General features: G+C 51.7%; 18 protein-coding genes. 11 read left to right on the top strand and 7 right to left on the bottom strand.

Features of this window, described 5'->3' with window-relative positions; translation table 11 throughout:
* Window positions 1–113: 113 nt before the first annotated feature.
* The 5 genes from AC6B99_RS09650 (at window position 114) to AC6B99_RS09630 (ending at window position 5,616) form a co-directional block, all read left to right on the top strand.
* On the top strand, window positions 114–1,520 hold the full coding sequence (locus tag AC6B99_RS09650) for an ABC transporter substrate-binding protein (protein ID WP_496663271.1): 1,407 nt from the start codon (window positions 114–116) through the stop codon (window positions 1,518–1,520).
* A gap of 54 nt (window positions 1,521–1,574) precedes the next feature.
* Window positions 1,575–2,450 carry a carbohydrate ABC transporter permease gene (locus AC6B99_RS09645; protein WP_056039999.1) on the top strand — a complete coding sequence of 292 codons (876 nt, stop codon included), beginning with the start codon at window positions 1,575–1,577 and terminating at the stop codon, window positions 2,448–2,450.
* Window positions 2,447–3,268 (top strand): carbohydrate ABC transporter permease, encoded by an 822-nt coding sequence (locus AC6B99_RS09640; protein WP_056040001.1) that lies wholly within the window; start codon window positions 2,447–2,449, stop codon window positions 3,266–3,268. Before AC6B99_RS09645 ends, AC6B99_RS09640 begins: the two co-directional genes overlap by 4 nt.
* Before the next feature lie 75 nt (window positions 3,269–3,343).
* Window positions 3,344–4,186: a helix-turn-helix domain-containing protein gene (locus AC6B99_RS09635; protein ID WP_494865609.1), complete on the top strand. Its 843-nt coding sequence runs from the start codon at window positions 3,344–3,346 to the stop codon at window positions 4,184–4,186.
* A 77-nt stretch (window positions 4,187–4,263) separates the two neighbouring features.
* Complete coding sequence (locus tag AC6B99_RS09630; RefSeq protein WP_496663270.1) at window positions 4,264–5,616, top strand: alpha-L-fucosidase; 1,353 nt, start codon at window positions 4,264–4,266, stop codon at window positions 5,614–5,616.
* Window positions 5,617–5,792: 176 nt separating this feature from the next.
* On the opposite strand, the gene AC6B99_RS09625 is transcribed toward AC6B99_RS09630, so the two are convergent.
* Window positions 5,793–6,446, bottom strand: coding sequence for an FBP domain-containing protein (locus tag AC6B99_RS09625; protein WP_494865603.1), 654 nt, complete (start codon window positions 6,444–6,446; stop codon window positions 5,793–5,795).
* Between the two features lie 285 nt (window positions 6,447–6,731).
* On the bottom strand, window positions 6,732–8,414 hold the full coding sequence (locus tag AC6B99_RS09620) for a hypothetical protein (RefSeq protein WP_496663269.1): 1,683 nt from the start codon (window positions 8,412–8,414) through the stop codon (window positions 6,732–6,734).
* A gap of 312 nt (window positions 8,415–8,726) precedes the next feature.
* Between AC6B99_RS09620 and AC6B99_RS09615 the strand changes: the two genes are divergently transcribed.
* Genes AC6B99_RS09615 through AC6B99_RS09605 form a run of 3 tightly spaced genes read left to right on the top strand, consistent with a single transcriptional unit; the run spans window position 8,727 to window position 12,535 of the window.
* Window positions 8,727–9,815: a Gfo/Idh/MocA family protein gene (locus tag AC6B99_RS09615; RefSeq protein WP_496663268.1), complete on the top strand. Its 1,089-nt coding sequence runs from the start codon at window positions 8,727–8,729 to the stop codon at window positions 9,813–9,815.
* A complete protein-coding gene (locus AC6B99_RS09610; protein WP_496663267.1) occupies window positions 9,796–12,375 on the top strand; it encodes a glycoside hydrolase family 95 protein in 2,580 nt (859 codons plus the stop codon). Before AC6B99_RS09615 ends, AC6B99_RS09610 begins: the two co-directional genes overlap by 20 nt.
* Window positions 12,356–12,535 carry a hypothetical protein gene (locus AC6B99_RS09605; RefSeq protein WP_496663371.1) on the top strand — a complete coding sequence of 60 codons (180 nt, stop codon included), beginning with the start codon at window positions 12,356–12,358 and terminating at the stop codon, window positions 12,533–12,535. The genes AC6B99_RS09610 and AC6B99_RS09605 overlap by 20 nt, the downstream gene beginning before the upstream one ends.
* A gap of 39 nt (window positions 12,536–12,574) precedes the next feature.
* Here AC6B99_RS09605 and AC6B99_RS09600 read toward each other — a convergent pair whose 3' ends face one another.
* The 3 genes from AC6B99_RS09600 to AC6B99_RS09590 form a co-directional block, all read right to left on the bottom strand.
* Entirely contained in the window at window positions 12,575–12,988 is a 414-nt protein-coding gene (locus AC6B99_RS09600; protein ID WP_494883139.1) for a cupin domain-containing protein, read from the bottom strand.
* A gap of 60 nt (window positions 12,989–13,048) precedes the next feature.
* On the bottom strand, window positions 13,049–13,378 hold the full coding sequence (locus tag AC6B99_RS09595) for a carboxymuconolactone decarboxylase family protein (RefSeq protein WP_496663266.1): 330 nt from the start codon (window positions 13,376–13,378) through the stop codon (window positions 13,049–13,051).
* A gap of 232 nt (window positions 13,379–13,610) precedes the next feature.
* Window positions 13,611–13,814 (bottom strand): DUF2188 domain-containing protein, encoded by a 204-nt coding sequence (locus AC6B99_RS09590; protein ID WP_496663265.1) that lies wholly within the window; start codon window positions 13,812–13,814, stop codon window positions 13,611–13,613.
* A 126-nt stretch (window positions 13,815–13,940) separates the two neighbouring features.
* On the opposite strand from AC6B99_RS09590, the gene AC6B99_RS09585 reads away from it, so the two are divergent.
* The gene (locus AC6B99_RS09585; protein ID WP_056040013.1) at window positions 13,941–15,260 is read left to right on the top strand and encodes a replication-associated recombination protein A; all 1,320 of its coding nucleotides are present in this window, start codon (window positions 13,941–13,943) and stop codon (window positions 15,258–15,260) included.
* 153 nt (window positions 15,261–15,413) lie between these two features.
* On the top strand, window positions 15,414–16,319 hold the full coding sequence (locus AC6B99_RS09580; protein WP_496663264.1) for a fumarylacetoacetate hydrolase family protein: 906 nt from the start codon (window positions 15,414–15,416) through the stop codon (window positions 16,317–16,319).
* 97 nt (window positions 16,320–16,416) lie between these two features.
* On the opposite strand, the gene AC6B99_RS09575 is transcribed toward AC6B99_RS09580, so the two are convergent.
* Entirely contained in the window at window positions 16,417–17,502 is a 1,086-nt protein-coding gene (locus AC6B99_RS09575; RefSeq protein ID WP_496663263.1) for a CopD family protein, read from the bottom strand.
* Complete coding sequence (locus AC6B99_RS09570; protein WP_494865590.1) at window positions 17,499–18,101, bottom strand: copper resistance protein CopC; 603 nt, start codon at window positions 18,099–18,101, stop codon at window positions 17,499–17,501. Before AC6B99_RS09570 ends, AC6B99_RS09575 begins: the two co-directional genes overlap by 4 nt.
* 268 nt (window positions 18,102–18,369) lie before the next feature.
* Between AC6B99_RS09570 and AC6B99_RS09565 the strand changes: the two genes are divergently transcribed.
* Window positions 18,370–19,764, top strand: coding sequence for a hemolysin family protein (locus AC6B99_RS09565; RefSeq protein WP_496663262.1), 1,395 nt, complete (start codon window positions 18,370–18,372; stop codon window positions 19,762–19,764).
* Window positions 19,765–19,912: the final 148 nt, after the last annotated feature.

The following is a 19,912-nucleotide window of genomic DNA, read 5'->3' as shown; positions in this document are numbered from 1 at the left end:
CTTTTTGTAAGCGCTTCATAATTATTTGGCGAGTGGTAAAATAAGTGCATAAAACGCCCCTGTTTTATCCATGGCACATCAAAAATCGGAAATCTATAATGGGGAAGCAGGAAATGAAAACGCATACAGATGAGCATTCAACATTAAAGGGGAGCGATATGATGAAAAAATCGATGTGGCTGTTAACGGTTATTGCTTTGGTTGCGATTATAGTTGCGGGCTGTGGGGGCGGCAATTCGGGCTCTGGCGGAAATGCATCATCCCCGGCAGGCAGCGCGAACAGCGGCACAGGCGGTACGGGAGGGGCGAAGCAAAATATTACGCTTACCTACTTGGCCAGCCAAGGCTGGATAAAGGATGCGGAAATGCAGCTCGCCAAAAAATTTGAAGCCGAGACCGGCATTCGGATCGACTATCAAATTGTTCCTTCCGATCAATATTTCAATGTGCTCAAAACAAAGCTGAACGCTGGCGAGGCGACCGACCTGTTTGGCGGGCAAAGCGGCAAAAGCGAAATCAGCCTCAACTATAACGTCGAGAAAAATGCCGTTGATTTGAGCGGGGAAGAATGGGTGAAGCGCGAGGACCCGCTCAGCATTGAGCAGTTGACGCTGAACGGCAAAGTTTACGCCCAGACAATTTGGGATACGGGAAGCAGCTTCGTTATTGCGTACAATAAAAAGATTTTTGAAGAGCATGGCCTTTCCATTCCAAAAACATACGAGGAGTTCAAGGCGCTGTCCCAGAAGCTGCTGGATGCCGGCATTACACCGCTGTATGAGCCGATTGCCGATGGCTGGCATCATGTCCTGTGGTTCGCCGAGCCGGGACCGCGCTACGATGAAGTAACGCCGGGCTTATACGATGATTTGAATGCGAATAAGAAGAAGTTTGTGGACGATCCGACGATGAAGCTGGCTCTTACACAGTTTAAGGAAATGTATGACCTTGGTTTTATGGGCGACAATGCTTTTTCCGATACAGGGGCGGATTCGGCTGTGAAGATGGCGAGCGGCAAATATGCAATGACCCTTGCGGCCCAAAGCATCGTCAACGATATCGAGAAGGCAGACCCTACTGTCAAAGCGGATCAATTCGGTTATTTTGTCATTCCGCTCGCGGACAATCAAATTTATTACATTAATCCAGGCGGCCCAAGCAAATTTATTTATTCCGGTTCGAAGCATATTGAAGAAGCGAAGCAGTACCTCGCATATTTGGCGCAGCCGGATAACTTGCAGTACATGCTTGACAATGATTCGACGATTTCCAATTTGAACTTCCCAGGGCTGAAAGACAAATATAATGAAGAGCAGAAGAAGCTGATGGCGACGTATACGAAAAAAGGTACGGATATTCAGGATTACGTGAACTATGTCAACCCGCAGTGGATGGATATGGGCAAAGATTTGGTTGCGATGCTGGGCAACGCGATACAGCCGGAGGATGTGCTGAAAAGCATCGACAAGCGCCGTGCCGATATGGCGGTTGTGGCGAAAGATCCGGCATGGGCTAAATAGGAGGCGGCTGCCACCGCTATAGACGACAAACGAGTGAGTGGGGATGAATGCTGCATGAGAAATAAAATTTATCCGTTTTACTTTGCTGTGGGCACAGTCGGCGTTTATTTTATCTTTTTCGTCGTACCAGGGTTGATGGGCTTCTATTATTCGCTGACGGATTGGAACAGCTATTCGGATACGATTACTTTCATCGGATTGGACAATTTCAAGACGCTGTTTTCGTCCGGTGAAAATTATGTCAGCTACATTATCAATACGTTGAATTTTACCGCATCGACCGTTATTTTAAAAACGGCTATTGGCCTGCTGTTCGCCCTTATCCTGAATGAAGGCATCAAGCTTAAAGGCTTTCATCGGGTCATGATTTTTATGCCATCGATCGTGCCGATGCTCGTCGTCGGCCTGATCTTTAAGTCGATTTTGAATCCGGCGACGGGGCTGCTGAATGAAGCGCTCAGATGGCTGGGGCTGGATTTTATGGCGCAAAAATGGCTCGTTGACGCCAATTGGGCGTTCAAATCGATTATTGGCGTTGATACGTGGAAGGGCGCTGGCTATATTATGATTATTTTGCTGGCGGGCTTGCAGTCGATATCGCGAAGCTATTATGAAGCAGCTGAAATCGACGGGGCGAACAGCTGGCATAAATTCAAGTATGTGACACTTCCGCTGCTCATGCCGGCGCTTGTCGTGACGACGGTGCTGAACTTGCTGCATGGCCTGAAAGTATTCGAGGCGGTTTATGTTTTGACGAACGGCGGGCCGGGCTATGCAACAGATGTGCTTTATACAGCGATTTTCAAAGAATTTTCGATGGGCCGTTATGGGGTTGGCACCGCGCTGTCCTCGCTGCTCTTCCTATTCATGACGATTGTCGGTTATTTTGTCATCCGCTTGATGGCCAGAGAGGAGGGGCGTGACCAATGACCCCGAAATTCATTCAAAAGCTGGCGCGCAACGGCATCGCTTGGCTGCTCAGCCTGGTTACTTTTTTACCGCTGTATTTAATCATTGTCAACTCGTTGAAAGATCAGATGGGGGCAAGCTCGATGAGCATTGCGCTGCCGAAGGCGCTGCATTGGAGCAATTACGCCATCGTAGTGGAGCAGGGCAAGCTGCTGCAATCTTTTTTGAACAGCCTGCTGTATGCGGTCGGTTCAACGGTGCTGGGCATAGCGCTCGCTGCAATTGCCGCTTATATTTTTGCCCGCAATCAGTCGCGGTTGAACCGGTTTATGTATTTCTTCGTTATTTTGGGCATTGCGATGCCGATTAATTTTGTGACATTGACGAAGGTGATGCAGTTCACCCATTTGATTAATACGCAGCTTGGCATGGTCATTTTGCTTGCCGTCATGTCGATTCCCTTCAGCGTTTTTCTTATTTATGGCTTCGTTGGCTCGGTGCCAAGGGAGCTGGATGAAGCGGGTATTGTAGATGGCTGCTCGCCGCTGCGCCTGTTTTACTCCATCGTAGCGCCGCTGCTGACGCCCGTTATTGTTACAGTCGGCATCTTGAATTTTATGGGCGCGTGGAATGATTTTGTACTGCCGCTCTATTATTTGAATGACTCGAATATGTGGCCGATGACGCTTGCCGTTTATAATTTCTTTGGCCGTTTTTCGGTGAATTGGAACCTCGTTTCCGCTGATATTGTGCTGACAACATTGCCGGTCATCATCATCTATTTGCTCGGTCAAAAATATATCATTTCCGGCATGACCTCCGGCTCGGTAAAAGGCTGATATAGGCTGTGCCATGGCTCGGTTGACAGATTGAAAAGGGCAAGCAGGCTAAGAGAGGCTGAAGGAGGGGGAGCTATGTTTTTCCATGATCTGAAGCTGGAAAGGGAGCTGAAAATCGAGCACCGCATCGATAGTGTCGTAGAGCATGAGCTGCATATGCATGATTTTCTCGAAATTAATGTGCTCCTGCACAATAAGTCCCGCTTTCAGCTTTTGGATCGGGAATACACCGGTGATGCCGGGGACGTGTTTCTGTTTCGGCCCTATGCCCCGCACTATAATTTGGCGCAGGAGGCAGACAAGCCGATTGAATGGATTATGGTGCTGTTCTCGCCATCCATCGTCCGAATGATACCAAATGGCTATCGCCTGCTATATCCGTTCTATACCGAGGGGGCTTGTCCGCTTATTCCGGCCAGTTCTGCCTATGCCAAGGGCATTCAGGCTGCTGCCAAGGCCGCCTATGAGGAGCAGGTGAGGAAGGAGCCGGGCTGGGAGGCCGCCCAATTGATGCGGTTTATCGATATTTTGGTTCATGTGTTTCGCTATGCGGTTGCCTGCTCGGCTGGGGAAGGCGAGCGGGCTGAGGTGGACGAAGGCGTCGTATCGGCGGTGGAGCATATTTTGCGCCACATTACAGAGGACATCGATGTCAGGGATTTAATAGAATTGTATGGCCGGGGGAAAACGTATTTTTATACTCATTTCAAGCAGGCGGTCGGCGTGACGCCTAATCAATTTATTCATCGGCTGCGCCTGCAAATTGCGATGCATCTGCTGAAGACGACGAGCAAGTCGATTACGGACATTGCCTTTGAGTGCGGCTACAATTCCATTCATTATTTCAACAAGCATTTCAAGCAATACAGCGAGGTTTCGCCGCGGGAATTCCGCAGAGTGGCGAAGCAGGCGATGTAGCGGCTAGATAAAAGAAGAAACAGCAAGCAGGGCTTGCGAACAAGGCATATAAGCGGCTAAGGGAGGAGCGTAAGAAGATGGCGAAGGGAACGGAGAACATAGAAGGAATACGAGCAAGCGGGGGTGTGCCTTCACAAACAGAGCTTGACAGCGCACAGCGCGCAAAGTGGTTCACCCATGACCGCTTCGGCATGTACATCCATTGGGGGCTGTATTCGCTTGGCGCGAGGCATGAGTGGATGCGGTCCAGAGAGTTTCTCAGCAATGAGCAATATGAAAAATATTTCAAGCATTTTGATCCGGATTTATATGATCCGGAGCTATGGGCTGAGCTTGCCGCGGAAGCGGGCATGAAATATATGGTCGTCACCGCCAAGCATCATGAAGGTTTCTGCCTGTGGGACTCGAAGCTGACGGCTTATAATGCCGTGAACAGTCCGGCCAAGCGGGATTTGCTGCGGCCGATGCTGGACGCTTTTCGCGAGCGCGATATTCGCACGGGCTTGTATTATTCGCTGCTCGACTGGCATCATCCGCATTATACGGTCGATGTGAAGCATCCGCTGCGCTATAATGAGGCGTTTCTGGCGCAAAGCAAGGAGCGGGATTTTGCCAAATATGTTGAGTTTCTGTTCGGCCAGACGAGGGAGCTGCTCAGCGAATATGGCAACATCGATGTGCTGTTCTACGACTTCTCCATTGCCGCCGAAGCGGGCTTTGAGGGCAAAGGCAAGGAGGCATGGCAAAGCGAGCGGCTAGTCCGCATGATTCGTGAGCTGCAGCCGAATATTATGCTCAATGACCGCCTGCAAATAGCGGGAGATATTACGACGCCGGAGCAATATCAGCCGCGGGAGTGGATTAAAGTGAACGGGCAGCGTGTCGTCTGGGAAGCATGCCATACGTTCAGCGGCTCATGGGGCTATTACCGCGACGAGGAATCGTGGAAAAGCACCGATATGCTCGTGCAAATGATGATTGATACGGTAAGCAAAGGCGGCAATTTGCTGCTGAATGTCGGGCCGACAGGGCGAGGCGAATTCGATGAACGCGCGGTGGAGCGCTTGAAAGGAATTGGCGCCTGGATGCGGCGGCACAACCGTTCCATCTATGGCTGTACGGCAGCGCCGGAGGAATATGCTTGTCCGCAGGATTGCCGTTTTACGTATAACCCATCGACGAATCGGCTGTATTTGCATATTTTCAGCTGGCCGTTCAAGCATTTGCACCTATACGGCTTCTCGGGCAAAATCGCCTATGCCCAGCTGCTCCATGATGCTTCGGAAATCCGGATGGTCCAGGGCGAGCAGGAAATGACGATGGAGGCGGGCGCCTTTAACGAAGGGCGGGCTGCCGATACGCTTACATTGGAGCTGCCAGTGAAAAAACCGAACGTCACCGTTCCGGTCATTGAACTGTTTTTAAAATAATCACATCGGCCGCTGACAGGATGCCTGCATAGGTATTCACCGTCAGCGGCCCTTGCAATTCCGCTTTCATACAAAAAGCGCGTACCGATTGAGTATCGGTACGCGCTTTGAAGCCGTTACATGGCCGGACACTGTCTGCTGTGTTCATGTCAAACAGCGCAGCACCATTCCGCTATTTACCCAACTACCGCCTCAATAAATTTTTCAAGTGCGGTCGTATCGGTAATATTGTTGTTGCAGTCATGGCTTTTGGCGCACATGTAGTTACCAACAGCTTTGTAGTAGTCGGGGGATGCGCCTGCAGGCCTTTTTTTCGTTATGGCTGAAAATAAAGCAAGCTCCTCAAACCGATTGCACACAAAGCAATAGTTTTTCTTGTTCGTCGGGTTGTAGCGTCCTTCGACGCCGACGAACTGACCATTTACCGGATAAACGATAAACAGCTTGTTGCTCGCGATATCGATCCAGCTTAAATAAGTGACATAGCGATAGTCGATAGCGGCTAGATCGGGCAGCTTGAGCTTTTTATTTTTCGGAAAAAGCTTCTGGATTTGCTTGGCCGTAATGGTCGGAAACTCCGTTAAATAGCCTTCCAATTCCCGCAAATACTTGGCAAAATCCTCTTTCGTCCGCAGCGTCGAGACGGCTTCAAGCATTTGCTTCTGCTCGGCGGCTGCGTCCGGGAACATTTCCATAATTTTAGATTCGGTCGTATATTTAACGGACTCCAAAATTTTACGGTCGGCAACCGTGCCAAGCGCATGCTGCAAAATGCCGGCTTGTTTTTTAATCACATTATATTGATGGTTTCTAATAAATGGTTTACTCATTTAGGTTCAGCCCCTTATTTGTTTTGATCATGCAGTAAATAAGGTGCAAAGCCAAGTATTAGAAACGACATAAGCGTGGCTAGGCGATAACGTATCCGTTATGAGTGCGCCCATGCAAAGTATCGCTTCCAAAACCAGCTCTGCAGTGGGCTGTGCCAATCCGGCAATCTCTAATTGCCATCCATACCGACCTCCTTTTCATTGAATTACCGTTTATTATAGTCAAAACAGCCCCGCTTCTCAATAGCAAATCCCATTCACAGCATGCTTTCAAGCTGCTTTGCGCTACCCATTAAGCTCGAAATCCAGTGTAAATCCGCCGTGATCCCCTTTGTGAAAATGAACCTCCTTATTCCCGAAGCGCTGAACCCAGCAATCGGGCCGTCCGAGAAACGGGCGTGCGAGCTCCGCCGTTTCGTCGCTGAGAAAGTCAGCCGTCGGCAGCCAAGCGCCGCCGCCGGGGAAGGTGCAGCGCTGCTTCCACGCTTCGGGCAGCAGCCACAACGCGACAAGGACGACCGCGCCTGCGAGCTCGGCGCGCCGCCTCATGGCGCGAAGCGTGCCGGATGACAGCGAGCTTCCGGCCGCAATAATGAACTTGGCGCCGGCAAGCTGCGGCTCGGCCGCGAATTCATCGTAAACGAGCACATTGTTCAGCGGGAAAAATAATGGATGTACCGCAGCGGTTCCATCCCTGTTTGCAGCGGTTGCGGCTGCTGCTGGTGGAAGCTGCGCTCCCTCCCATAGCGGGAATTGTTCTTCAGCGATAGCAGCCTTCAAGCGATGGCGCGGGAATGTATAGCCGGGAATGTGCATACAGCTGCCATGTGCCGGAATGGTGCGGTGGCTGAGCAAATGCCATACGTGAAAAATGCTCTGGCTTTCCTGCGGCATGGCAGCAGCCAAGCTGCCGAAGGGTCGCTCATTTTGGCCATAGTTGCTGTCGTCGGAGTGAATGAAGGCAATGTCGGCACTGGCATCCATGTGGCAGTAGGACAGCGGGTGGTCAGGGACAAATTCCTGCCTGAACTGCTGCCAGACGTCTCCAAACGCAGTTTGCTGAAAGCTGTGTCCGTCGAATCGCATCAGCGCATCAACATTTTCAACAAATAAATGGGTAGGACTCATTAAATAGCCCATTCTGAGTGCGGAGGCGAACTCCTCTGGCGAATGGCCGGGAAAGCCCGGGGTGCGAATCGGCCATTCGCCGGCATCTGGTCCCCATAAATCGGCGCACAGCCACAACGGGCGATGGTATTGCTTGGCTGCACCTAGCGCCGTGGCGAGTTGGAGCGATTGGAACGACTCCTTCATTATTTTGGGGCAAAGGGCCATCCCTCCCCGCGCCTGGGCGTGGAACAGCACGGGAAATACCTGCTCGGAAATGAGCGGCACATTAGAAGTGACAGGTGAGGGGCTTGGCACTTGTACCTTGCTCACAATAGAGCGGACATGGGCATCGCGCTTCGCAACCGCAGCGGTCAAGGCTTCCCGCAAAGCAGCGACTTTTTCCTGCTCCCCTGCTGGGCTGCTCCAATGCGGAAACCAGCCATCCTTGCGATACTGCGCCGCATTGATCTGCAAATGCTCAGGCTCATCGTAGAGCAGCCCAATGAGCAGTCCGCTTGCCGCTGCCAGCCGGATTTGGTCGTCTGGAATGTCGTAGCGGTTCGTTCCCTCTTCCCACGGACCGTTAATGTTGCCATATTCATTGCCGAGGCAAAGCTCCATTCCATAGGCAAGCATGTCAGCGAGCAGCTCCTGCTGGCCCTCAAGGCCGGGAAACACATGATGCACGTAAAAATCGGCCTGCAGCTGCTTAAGCTGCTCCATAAAAGCCTGCCTTCCTGGTGGAGGGTCCTGTGAAGGATAGATTTGTCCTGTTCCCGTGCGCATATAAAGCTCTGAAGCCGTCTGCGCCCAAGGGTCCTGCCAGCCGATGACCGTTCCTTGCATGCCGAATTTCATGAGCCCAATTCTCCTTTACTTGGATGTCGGATTTTTTGCTGGCTCCATTTTAACATGGCGGAGGAAACGCTTTCTTTGCTAAAAAGGCAGGCTGGTTTGCAATCTTGTTCATAAAGCGTGGGGCAGAAGGGTTGGCTCAGACTAAAGGGAGGCGGCAGGCCGATTTTTGAACAAAATCGCAAATAAACGTCCTTGTCCAGACAAGTAAGCTGCAAGGCGCTTCGCTATACTTGAGAAGAAGCGGGAGCTGCAGCGTACACGCCATCAGCAGCCTTTTACCATTTTACAAAAAGCAAAGGATGCGTGAATGAGATGACTAAACAGCGTTATCGGTTAGGTGTAATTGGGCTTGGGGAAGGACGCAGCATTATGTCGGCGGCGCTGGCGAGCGAGCGGTATGAGCTGGTGGCGGTATGTGATTTAAATGAGGAGCTTTGCCAGCAGCGGGCGGAGGAATTCGGCTTTCATGGCTGGACAACCAAATATAGCGATTTATTGGAAAACCCCTTAATTGACGTCATTGCGATATATACGCCAGACCAGCTGCATTTGACGCATATCCGCCAAGCATTGGAGGCGGGCAAGCATGTCATTTGTACGAAGCCGCTGCTTCCTTCCTTGGAGGGCGCGCAGGAGCTGCTGGCCATCATGAAAGGGACAGACAAGCGTTTATTTGTAGGGCAAAGCTCGCGGTTTTTCGAGCCGCTGCTTCATCAGCGCAGCGATTACGAGCAGGAGCGGCATGGCGCACTTCAAATGGTGGAAGCGCAATATATAACCGACGGACGCTGGTTTCTTGAAAAAGATTGGAGCCGTCAAAAAGGCTTTAGCTGGATGTACGGTTTTATGATCCACGCTGTTGACCTCGTTCGCTGGTATTTGCCCGGCGTAACGGAGGTTGTGGGCTTCGGCCGCAGCATAGATGCTAGCGGCGAAAGCGGCAACGGCACCGTCGATACTTGGGACTCGATGCGTTTTCTGCTGCGGGATGGGCAGGGACGAATGGCGCAAATTTCCGGCAATTATACAATGCCGACTCTAGGGCAGGCGGTCGAGCCATCTATAAGCTGCGTGCTGCGCGGCACGAATGGCATTTCGCGTGCGGAATATCCGAACTTAAGCTACCATACGCATTTTTCTGAGCAAGGCACAGCCTCTTATTCGTTTGAAGACAAGCATGACTACTACTTCCGCTTTGAAGGCAAAAGCCATCATGCAGGCGAGTACCAAAACTATATTGAATATTTTGCGGATTGTTTAGACAGCGGCGAGCTTCCGCTTCCAGACGCTTCAGAGGCGATACACACGCTTGCCCTGATGGCAGCAATGGAACGCAGCGCAAGCGGCGGCGGCCAGCTTGTACGCATTCAGGATATAAAGGATGAATTCGGTATTGTTTAGCAAGCTTTCAGGCTTCATATTGGGGCCGGATGGGGAGGGGAGCAGCATGAAGCTGACGTATGACAAGCCGGCAAGCATTTGGACGGAGGCGCTTCCCGTCGGGAACGGGCGGCTTGGCGGCATGGTTTTTGGCGGTGTTGATGCGGAGCGCATTCAGCTGAATGAGGATACGCTTTGGTCGGGCAGCCCGCAGGATTGGAATAATCCGTTAGCGCTGGCGGCTTGGGCGGACATACGCCGCTGCATCAAAGAGGGCGATTACGAGGAGGCTGAGCGAATAAGCAAAGCTTCGACGATGGGGCCTTATACGCAAAGCTATATGCCGCTAGGCGATATTCAGCTTCGCTTTTATCACGGGCAATTGACGGAAGAATATAGGCGCGAGCTGGATATGGCAAACGGTATCGCGAGAACGATATATCGAATTGGCAAGGTTGTTTATACACGGGAAGTATTCGCTTCGCATCCCGATCAGGTAATCGTTATCCACCTGACCGCAAGCGAGCCTGGGAAGCTGAGCTTCAAGGCAAGTCTCAGCAGTCCGCTGCGCAGCCGCTCCGCTTCTGTACGTGACGGTTTGCTGCTTACCGGTTATTGTCCGGAGCAGGTTTATCCGAATTATTATGAGACGGATGAGCCGATTCGGTACGGGCAGCCGGATACGACGAAGGCTATGCGTTTTGCCGCGCTCCTAGGCATTCGAGCCGCTGGGGGCTCGTGGTCGACGGATGCGGATGGGCTTCATGTGGAAGGGGCGACAACGGCGACGCTGTATGTCTCAGCGGCAACCAGCTTTAATGGCTATGACCGCTGCCCAGGGACAGAGGGCAAAGATGCTGAGCTGACGGCGGGCGCCTATTTGACAGCGGCTGCGGAGAAGCCATTCGAAACGCTGCTTCGTGCGCATGGTGACGATCACCGAGCATTATTTGGCAGAGTTGCTTTTCAGCTAGAAGGCTCCAGCTTGCCCGAAGACTTTCCGACGGATCAAAGAATCGCCGAATATGGCGCAACTGACCCCCATCTCGTAGAGCTGCTGTTTCATTACGGACGTTATTTAATGATCGCAAGCTCCAGATCAGGCACGCAGCCGACGAATTTGCAAGGCATATGGAATCAGGATGCCCGGCCGATCTGGAGCAGCAATTATACGCTCAATATTAATACGCAAATGAATTATTGGCCTGCGGAGCTGTGCCATTTGGCCGAATGCCATGAGCCGCTGCTTGCCTTTATTGCCGATTTGTCCGTAACGGGGCAGGCAACTGCAGCGGTTAATTATGGCTCCCGGGGCTGGACCGCCCATCATAATTCGGATATTTGGCGGCAATCCGCGCCTCCAGGCGATTACGGGCATGGCAATCCGTTATGGGCGAACTGGCCGATGAGTGCCGCTTGGCTCTGCCAGCATTTATGGGAGCATTATCGCTTTGGCGGGGATATCGGCTACTTAGCGCAGCGAGCTTACCCCGTTATGAAGGGCGCGGCCCAGTTTTATTTGGATTGGCTGGTCGAAAACGAGCAGGGCATGCTCGTCACTTCCCCCTCCACCTCGCCGGAGCACCGCTTCCGGCTGGAGGACGGACGAACGCCAGCACTGAGTGTTGCTTCAACGATGGATATGAGCCTCATTCGCGAGCTGTTTGAGCATTGTTTGGCGGCCCATGAGCAAATTTGTGCTTCTGCGGCAGTCGAAAGAGCAAGCTGCTATGAATCGGAATCGGAATCGGAACAGGGGCAGGAGCAGGAACAGGAACGGAAACGGGAATGGGAACCGGATGTGGAATCGGAATATGAATCCGTAGAGGAAGGGCACTTTTTGCAGCAATTAGAAGCTGCTCTGCCTAAGCTGCTCCCGGCAAGCATTGGCAAGCATGGCCAACTGCAAGAGTGGTCCCAAGACTACGAGGACGAGGATCGTTTCCATCGTCACGTATCGCATCTATATGCGGTCTATCCGGGTGATGGCTGGTCAGCGGAAAGTACGCCGGAGCTTTATGAAGCCGCCCGCATCGCCTTGGATCGGCGGGGCGACGGGGGTACAGGCTGGAGCCTCGGCTGGAAGGTCAATCTATGGGCGAGGTTCGGAGATGGCAATCGGGCGTATGCGTTAATTAAGCGGATGCTCACGCTTATCCCGGATGATGGGGTGATGGATTTTGAGCGGGGCGGCGTGTATGCGAATTTGTTCGATGCGCATCCGCCCTTTCAGATTGACGGCAACTTTGGCGTAACAGCTGGAATGGCCGAGCTGCTCGTGCAGTCGCATGCGGGCAGGCTGCATCTGCTGCCAGCGCTGCCGGACGCTTGGCCAACCGGCAGCGTCAGCGGCCTCCGCGCCCGCGGCGGCTTCGAGGTCGCCATCGCCTGGCGTGATGGCAAGCTGCAAGCGGCAGAGCTGTTTGCCCACCGCAGCGGCCCATGTGTGCTGTATGCAGGTGCAGCGCTGCGGATTCAGCCGCAGGGCGAAGAGGGCATGCCGGAGGTGGAGGAGCGTACGCCGCTGCAGTATTATTTTCAGGCGGAGCAGGGGAGAACGTATGTTATTCATCCGTTATGAGCTGGCGAATAAGCGGCATGAAGAGGTTGCTGTGATTATCATAGATAACCTTAGCAATAGAAAAGATGTACAAGCGTGTAACCGCTTTGTGCGTCTTTTTTTTTGTGAAAAGCTCAGCATGCATAAAGAATATAAAGGATGGCTTACTGAATTAACTTGAGCGGGTTACCGACAATATGCTTTAGAAATCAGCCGGTAATTATAATTGGTCATACGCCTCATCCGTTACGGGTTCCAACCATTCGGTCTCGCCCATATGGATATTGGTGCTTATCGCAATATGTGCAAACCAGCTATCCGCTGTAGCTCCATGCCAATGCTTCACATCCGAAGGAATCTCCACGACATCCCCTTCACGAATGACTTGTGCTGGTTTGCCTTCTTCCTGGTAGTAGCCTGTGCCGCCAGTTACAAGCAGAATTTGTCCGCCTGCATGCTTATGCCAGTTGTTTCTTGCACCTGGTTCGAACGTTACATTGCCAATCGGGCAATTGAGGGGAGAATCAGCAGGAACTAGCATTTCGAGCCAAGCTCCTCCAATAAAATAGTTATTCGTGATTTTTTGACCTTTCGGGAAGATGACACTTTCAGCTAAATCCTTTGCTTGGGTCATTTTTTTTATGCTCCTCGTCTCATTCATTTAGTTGTTAAGTAGGGCGAATCATCCATTTCGTTATTTCTCTTTCGAAAAGACTTCTTTAGCCACCATTATGGCAGACATCGCCTTTGGCCATCCAGCGTAAAAAGCAAGATGTGTAATGACTTCTTTAAGTTCTTCTTCCGATAGCCCGTTTTCCTTTGCTTTGTTAAGATGAAATCCTAATTGTTGCGTATTGCCTCCCGTAATTAAAGAAGATACAGTAATTAAACTGCGTTCACGAGGCGAAAGCTCCTTACGCTCCCACACATCACCAAATAAAACATCATCATTTAATTGAACCAGCTTTGGTGCAAAATCACCGATCATTTTCTGGGCGGCTGTAAGTTCTTTTTCATCTGGCATTTTATAGGCTCCTTTCGCTTGATGGTTTGTATGCATGGCTTGTTGCATTGTTGCAAATTTTGCGGAAATGTATTCATGAAGCTTTTTATTAACACGACGAAATTTATAATGTACATTGATATAATAACGAACACCCGTCTATAATTATAAACACTTGCAGAAAAAGAGCGCAATTGTTAGATTAGAGTGATTTGTTAATTACTGAACAGATGATTTAAATTTGTTTATTTACTTAATCATGGCTACGTCTTTTTTTGCGTATTTGCTTGTCGCGGTTTTCGCCCCATTCTTTGGCCTGCGACGTTGCAATGGCAATCGCTCTACCTTCTTCATAGCCATCCTCCAGCAAAGCGTTGGCGATTTCAATCGCCTTGTTTCGAACGGGAGCCATAAAGTTTTTGAGTGAATCAGGATAGTCTTCTTTTGTCCATGGCATAGCGCATCCCTCCTTTTGTAATGAGTACCCATGTTCTAATAGGGATTACACAGCGATAAAGCCAGTGGCGCAATAAAAAGCGAATATGCTATGATCGATAGGAATAGGGAAGAGGGTTGTGAGCATATGGATTTATTTTCTTATCAGGAAGCGGAGACGCCGCGGGCGAGGCTGCTAGCCGACCGGATGCGGCCGCAGACGCTGGATGAATATATTGGGCAAGAGCATATCATTGGAGAGGACAAGCTGCTGCGCCGGGCGATTGAAGGGGATCAGGTATCGTCCATTTTGCTGTATGGCCCGCCGGGCTGCGGCAAGACGACGCTGGCCAACATTATTTCCAAGCGGACAGCGGGCGAGTTCGTCAAGCTGAACGCCGTTGACGCTTCGGTGAAGGATGTACGTGAAGTTATTGAGCAAGCCCGTTTAAGCAAGACGATGTATGGAAAAAAAACCATTTTGTTCCTCGATGAGGTGCATCGCTTCAACACGGCAAGACAAGATGCGCTGCTGCCAGCGGTTGAGCAGGGGATCATTATTTTTATTGGCGCGACGACGGAAAATCCGTTCCATCATGTAAATGGGGCGCTTCTGTCGCGCTCGACGCTGTTTCAATTGGAGCCGCTCGGCCCGCAGCATGCGCTGGAATCGATGAAGCGGGCGCTGGCCGATAAGGGACGCGGGCTGGGCTTCATGGAGCTGCACTGCGACGAGGAGGCGCTGGCGCATATTGCGAATATGGCAGGCGGCGACATTCGCCGCGCCTTGAACGCGCTGGAGCTGGCCGCGGTGACGACGCCTTCTGAGCCGGATGGCTCGGTACATATTACGCTGGAGGTTGCGCAGGAATCGATTCGCAATCGCGCGGTCAAAGCCGATCAATCGACGCAATACGATGTGCTGTCTGCGTTTCATAAAAGCGTTCGCGGCTCCAGCGATGCGGCGCTGTTCTGGTTTTTGTACGCGGTGGAGAAGCTTGGCATGGACCCGATGACGTTTATCCGCCGGCTGATCGTCGCCTGCAGCGAAGACATTGGACTTGCGAATCCGCAAGCGATGGTGCAGGCGGTAACGGCGATGGACGCCTATCACAAAATCGGCTGGCCGGAGGCGAAATACAATGTGTCGCAAGCGATTTTGTTCGCGGTAGAAAGCCCAAAATCAAATGCGACGGCGCTGGCCATCGGCAAGGCGATGACGATGATGGAGGGGCTTGGCGCAGCCGAGGTGCCGCTGCATTTGCGCGATACCCATTATAAAGGCTCGGCGCAGCTTGGCCACGAAGGCTACAAGTACCCGCATGATTATCCGGGGCATTATGTGCAGCAGCAATATTTGCCGGACAAGCTGCGGGAAATGAGCTTTTATCAGGCAACCGAGCAGGGCATGGAGGATAAAATCCGGCAAAACCAAGAGCTGCGGAAACGTCCGAAGGGGAAGAAATAGCCGCTTGAGGGACAGAATGGCAACCTTCTAATGCCAGCCAATGAGGTCTACACTTTACGCGGGTGCGACCAAGACGAAACGGCAGAAACCTTTTTCTGGGCCGCCGATCCGGATATCGCAAAATAACACCAAACAAAGGAGCTGTATATACCTATGAAGCTGTTAACATTTACGGAGCAAGGTGCAGAGCGTTTGGGAGTAAAGACGGAGAAAGGCATTCTCGATGTGGCGGCAGCCAGCATAGCTTGTAAAGGCAGTGCATCCGTACCTCTAAATATTCATCAGGTCATTGAAGGCGGGGCGGAGGCCGTTGAAGCCCTTCACCGTCTGGAAGGCGAAGCGATAAGCCGCGCAGCGGAGCTTGGCCCGGTATTTCTCGATGAAGCGGAGCTGACGTTTGCCCCTGCTGTGACAAGCCCTGGCAAAATCCTTTGCATCGGCCTCAATTACCGCAAGCATGCGGAGGAGTCCAATGCGGCCATTCCCGAGGTGCCGATTTTGTTCAGCAAATTCAACAATACGCTCGCTGCCCATGGAGAAGCAGTGCCGCTTCCTATTGCCTCCGAGAAGGTGGATTATGAGGCGGAGCTGGCGATTGTTATTGGCAAAGAAGCGAAGCATGTGACGGAGGAGGAAGCGCTCAGCTACGTATTCGGCTACTGCGCTGCCAATGATTTGTCGGCTCGCGATTTGCAAATGCGGACAGGCCAGTGGCTGCTGGGCAAAACGTGCGACAAATTTGCGCCGCTCGGCCCTTATCTCGTAACAGCGGAAGAGGTCGGAAATCCGAATGAGCTGGACATGAAATGTATCGTCAACGGCGAGGTGCGCCAGCATTCGAACACGAGCGATATGATTTTCAGCTGCAAGGAAATCGTCAGCTATGTTTCGCGCCATATGACGCTATCGCCGGGCGATGTCATCTTGACGGGTACGCCTGAAGGTGTCATGCTCGGTTATCCGGTGGACAAGCAAAGCTTCCTCAAGGCAGGCGACCGCGTTACAATCGAAATTGAAAAGCTCGGCAGCTTGACGAGTCTTATGGTTCGGGAACAATAATGAATGCAATAAAAAAGCAAGGAAGCCTAGGCTAATGCCGCCAGCGTCCTTGCTTTTTTTGCTATAAAACCGATAAGTGCTTCTCCAATTCATCGCTTCAGGCAATGGCAAACATGAGTGCGCCGTAGCTAAAAGCAGCAGCCAGCAGCCCCATCGCAAAAGCAGGCATCAGCTGTTCGCTGCGGTACATCCGGAAAAAGCCGACAATCATAACAACAGCTGATGCAAGCAGCAGCCAGCTATCAAGTCCAAGTGAAAAATGAAGCGTAATATCAGGGCTGAAGCTGCCTTTATAAATCGTTGTGAACAAAGGAGAAGGAGCTGTTGTTTGCAGCGTCTCCTTTACCTCATGCGGCGGAGCCTGTTGGCCTAGCACGCTTGTGGCGATAAAAATCAGCAATGCGACGATGCTTTCTGCCTTAAACCAAGGGAGCGGGCGGAAAGCGGCATTTTGCTTAAGCTTGTTTTTGTAGCCAAAGCCGTTCGAATACGCCAGCAGCAGCAGCGGCAGCAGCAATAAATGCTTGATCAACAGCATTTGCCCATACGGCAGCATCCAGGCGTTTACGTATTCCGGCGTCGTAAAGGTCATCAATGTAATGCCCGCTGAAATGGCTACGAAAAAACAGCCGAAGGCGAGCGTTGAGAACCAGGATAAAAACGGCTCCCAATGGCTTTCATCTTTCGAAAACAAGCTTATCGTAATGACAATGCCGAGCCAAATCGTGACGGCTATAAAATGGGCGCTGTGAATGACGATCCCTTTCAGCCCATACAGCGATGAGGCGTGGCTGGCATAACCGAGCCATACGGCAAGCAGCAACGTTATGAACAGCCCAACCTTCGGCATATGTCGGTCCTGCCGGAAGGACTTCATTCCGAGCAGGACCGACAGGCCGAGGGAGCTCAGCAGGGTCCAGATTAAGGCTTTGCCTGCTACGGCATCAAGCAGCAGGCTTTTCATCATTTGCCCATAGCTGAGTTCAAAATCTGCTGCGAAAGTGCGTGCCGTTTGATCAAGCGGGACAAACGAAAGCACAGGAATAGCAAGCGCGCAGGCAAGCAGCAAGCGATTAGGGACAATAACCTGCGGACGCTTGCCCTCCGGCACGAGACGCAAAGTAAATGCGCCCATTAACAACGCAAAGCATACATATAGAAGCGTCTCGCTCAAATAAATCATTTTTTACGTCTTCTCGCAGCGGCAGCGATCACGGCAATGAGGAGAATGACGACGACAATGATGATTACGCTCGTTGTGGAGCTGCTAGCTTTTCCCTCCGTTTGGGTGGCGGCGTCTGTTGCCGGCACAGCGCTTGCCGCAGGACTTGCCGTTTCAAGGGCAGGTGACTCGGTAGCCGCTGCATCAGGCGTTGACGAGCTTTCAGGGGAAGGGGATGCCGATGCAGGCTGCTCGCTTGCAGCAGCTTCCGGCGCATTGACAGTGAAGCTGTAGTCGCCCTCAATCGCGTGGCCATCAGCGCCGATAATCGCCCATTTTACCGTGTATATCCCATTCTCCAGCGCCGTTGGAACGGCACCGCTCATCGTTTTTCCATCTACAACGACTTCATCGGTTGCAATTTGCTCGCCGGCCGCGTTCAAGAGCTTGAATGTGCTGAGCTTCTCAATATCGGTATTGAAGGAAAGCGAAATTTGAGCAGGTGATGCGGTTACCGTCTCGTCTACGGCAGGTGAAGCTTGCTCGATTTTGGAATGGGCAAAAGCTGCACCCGGAATTAGCCAAATAACAGCCAGCATAATTAGAATGATACGTTTCATATTGTTCCTCCTTGTAAGCTAAAGCTTAAGTATGTTGTAGCAAGCTGTTAGCATTATATCAGATATAGGGGTGTGACATATGGCCTCCTATGCGGCAAATTATAGGCGACTTTATGAACTTTTGCAAAAAACGCTAGGTCTATGCTGAATAATGTACGGACTACGACGAATACACATAATTACCGTCACTGAAAACGGCGAGAGATGGACGAGGGGGTGCGCCTACCGTCACCGGAGCATTTTCTGGGGCAGGGCAGGCGAAGCCGCATTGGGTGAAACGATTCAGGTTGTGCTGTTTGCAGGGTTATTGCTGGCTAACGGTTTTTTCGCCGCGGCGGAGGCGGCTATGCTGCGTTTACGTTCCGATCAGCTGCACAAGCTGCGTGCCGGGCGCCGTTTATCAAGAAGAGCTGCTGTTTCTGCCGCCATGCTGCGCGAGCCTCGTACTTATTTAAACGCATGCCAGCTTGGCCTAACCGTCGCATCGCTTGGAATGGGCTGGCTGGGTATTCCTGCATTCCGCCTGCTCTTTGGTTCATGGCTTGCTGGAGTGAATGGGCGAGTCCCCATCGCTCCAGCCGTAGTGGAAGCGGGCGCTGTAGCAGCCGCTTTGCTGCTGGCTGCCGTGCTGCACAGCGTCTGCGGCGGACTCGTTCCGAAGGCGCTGGCAGGACTTCGCGCAGAGCAGGTCGTTGCGGCTGCAGCCGCACCTTTATTTTATTTTCATAAAATGGTGTATCCGATGGCGCGGCTGCTGGACGTATTGTCCAGTTGGCTAGTTAAGGATGGCGATGTCCGGATGGGAGTCGGCTCCATCCATGCGTACTCCAGTCAGGACATTCGGCTGCTGCTCAAGGAAAGCAAGCGTTGCGGACTCATTCATCATACGGAGCTGCTGCTTGTTGATAATATTTTTAAATTTACAGAAACGCATGCGAGAGAAATTATGATTCCACGCCGGGAGGTCATCTGCTTGTATGCCCAGCTATCGCTTGAGGAAAATAAACAGATGGCGCTTGCCGAAATGCACACGCGGTATCCCGTCTGTGAAAGCGACAAGGACGATATTATCGGCTTTGTCCATATTAAAGATTTATGGAAGGATGCGCAGCATACGCTGACCGACATCCGTCAGATTTTACGCCCGATTATGACGGTGCCGGAGTCGATATTCATTCGGGAGCTGCTGGGCCAAATGCAGGAGAGCAAATCGCAAATTGCGATTTTAATAGATGAATATGGCGGGACTTCAGGCATCGTGACGCTGGAAGACATTATGGAGGAAATCGTCGGTGAAATTCAGGATGAGTTTGACGAGGAGCGGGCGATGATTGAGCCGCTTGGCGAAGGGAGCCACTCGATTAGCGGAATGATGCAAATTGAGGAGGTAAACAGCTGCCTCGGGACGAATATTAGCTTTGACAACTTTGATACGATTGGCGGCTGGATGTATTCCCAGTTGGAAAACCTGCCCCGCAAAGGCAACCGTGTAAAAGTAGCCGACCATTTCGAGCTCGTCATCGAGGAGACGGATCATTACCGCATTTCCCGTATTCGCGTGAGCCGGCTCGCTGCTTTCCCTTCAGACAAGGAAAATGAGGGGGTAAAGGGTGGCACTGGAAACGTTGATGGCAAAGGAAAGGGGACAGGAACTGGAACCTAAGGGCGCTGTACGTATAAAAAAAAGGAACCTCCTCCTCTAAAATGTACCCTATAAGATGGACACTTTAAAAAGGTCATCTTGTAGGGTCTTTTTTGTGTACAATAAATAAAAAACGAGCGGTGGTCGAAGCGGATGTCTAAAAAATGCT

It is taken from the genome of Paenibacillus liaoningensis, from assembly GCF_059609455.1.
The sequence above is the reverse complement of the archived record's forward strand: the minus strand, read 5'-3'. Positions and strand labels throughout refer to the sequence as shown.

Coding starts and splice junctions, on each gene's coding strand:
- AC6B99_RS09625 (WP_494865603.1), bottom strand. CDS start 6,446: ATGAGTAAACCATTTATTAGAAACCATCAATATAATGTGATTAAAAAA.
- AC6B99_RS09610 (WP_496663267.1), top strand. CDS start 9,796: ATGAATTCGGTATTGTTTAGCAAGCTTTCAGGCTTCATATTGGGGCCG.
- AC6B99_RS09570 (WP_494865590.1), bottom strand. CDS start 18,101: ATGAAACGTATCATTCTAATTATGCTGGCTGTTATTTGGCTAATTCCG.
- AC6B99_RS09590 (WP_496663265.1), bottom strand. CDS start 13,814: ATGCCATGGACAAAAGAAGACTATCCTGATTCACTCAAAAACTTTATG.
- AC6B99_RS09620 (WP_496663269.1), bottom strand. CDS start 8,414: ATGAAATTCGGCATGCAAGGAACGGTCATCGGCTGGCAGGACCCTTGG.
- AC6B99_RS09635 (WP_494865609.1), top strand. CDS start 3,344: ATGTTTTTCCATGATCTGAAGCTGGAAAGGGAGCTGAAAATCGAGCAC.
- AC6B99_RS09650 (WP_496663271.1), top strand. CDS start 114: ATGAAAACGCATACAGATGAGCATTCAACATTAAAGGGGAGCGATATG.
- AC6B99_RS09575 (WP_496663263.1), bottom strand. CDS start 17,502: ATGATTTATTTGAGCGAGACGCTTCTATATGTATGCTTTGCGTTGTTA.
- AC6B99_RS09645 (WP_056039999.1), top strand. CDS start 1,575: ATGAGAAATAAAATTTATCCGTTTTACTTTGCTGTGGGCACAGTCGGC.
- AC6B99_RS09580 (WP_496663264.1), top strand. CDS start 15,414: ATGAAGCTGTTAACATTTACGGAGCAAGGTGCAGAGCGTTTGGGAGTA.
- AC6B99_RS09585 (WP_056040013.1), top strand. CDS start 13,941: ATGGATTTATTTTCTTATCAGGAAGCGGAGACGCCGCGGGCGAGGCTG.
- AC6B99_RS09605 (WP_496663371.1), top strand. CDS start 12,356: ATGTTATTCATCCGTTATGAGCTGGCGAATAAGCGGCATGAAGAGGTT.
- AC6B99_RS09600 (WP_494883139.1), bottom strand. CDS start 12,988: ATGACCCAAGCAAAGGATTTAGCTGAAAGTGTCATCTTCCCGAAAGGT.
- AC6B99_RS09630 (WP_496663270.1), top strand. CDS start 4,264: ATGGCGAAGGGAACGGAGAACATAGAAGGAATACGAGCAAGCGGGGGT.
- AC6B99_RS09595 (WP_496663266.1), bottom strand. CDS start 13,378: ATGCCAGATGAAAAAGAACTTACAGCCGCCCAGAAAATGATCGGTGAT.
- AC6B99_RS09640 (WP_056040001.1), top strand. CDS start 2,447: ATGACCCCGAAATTCATTCAAAAGCTGGCGCGCAACGGCATCGCTTGG.
- AC6B99_RS09615 (WP_496663268.1), top strand. CDS start 8,727: ATGACTAAACAGCGTTATCGGTTAGGTGTAATTGGGCTTGGGGAAGGA.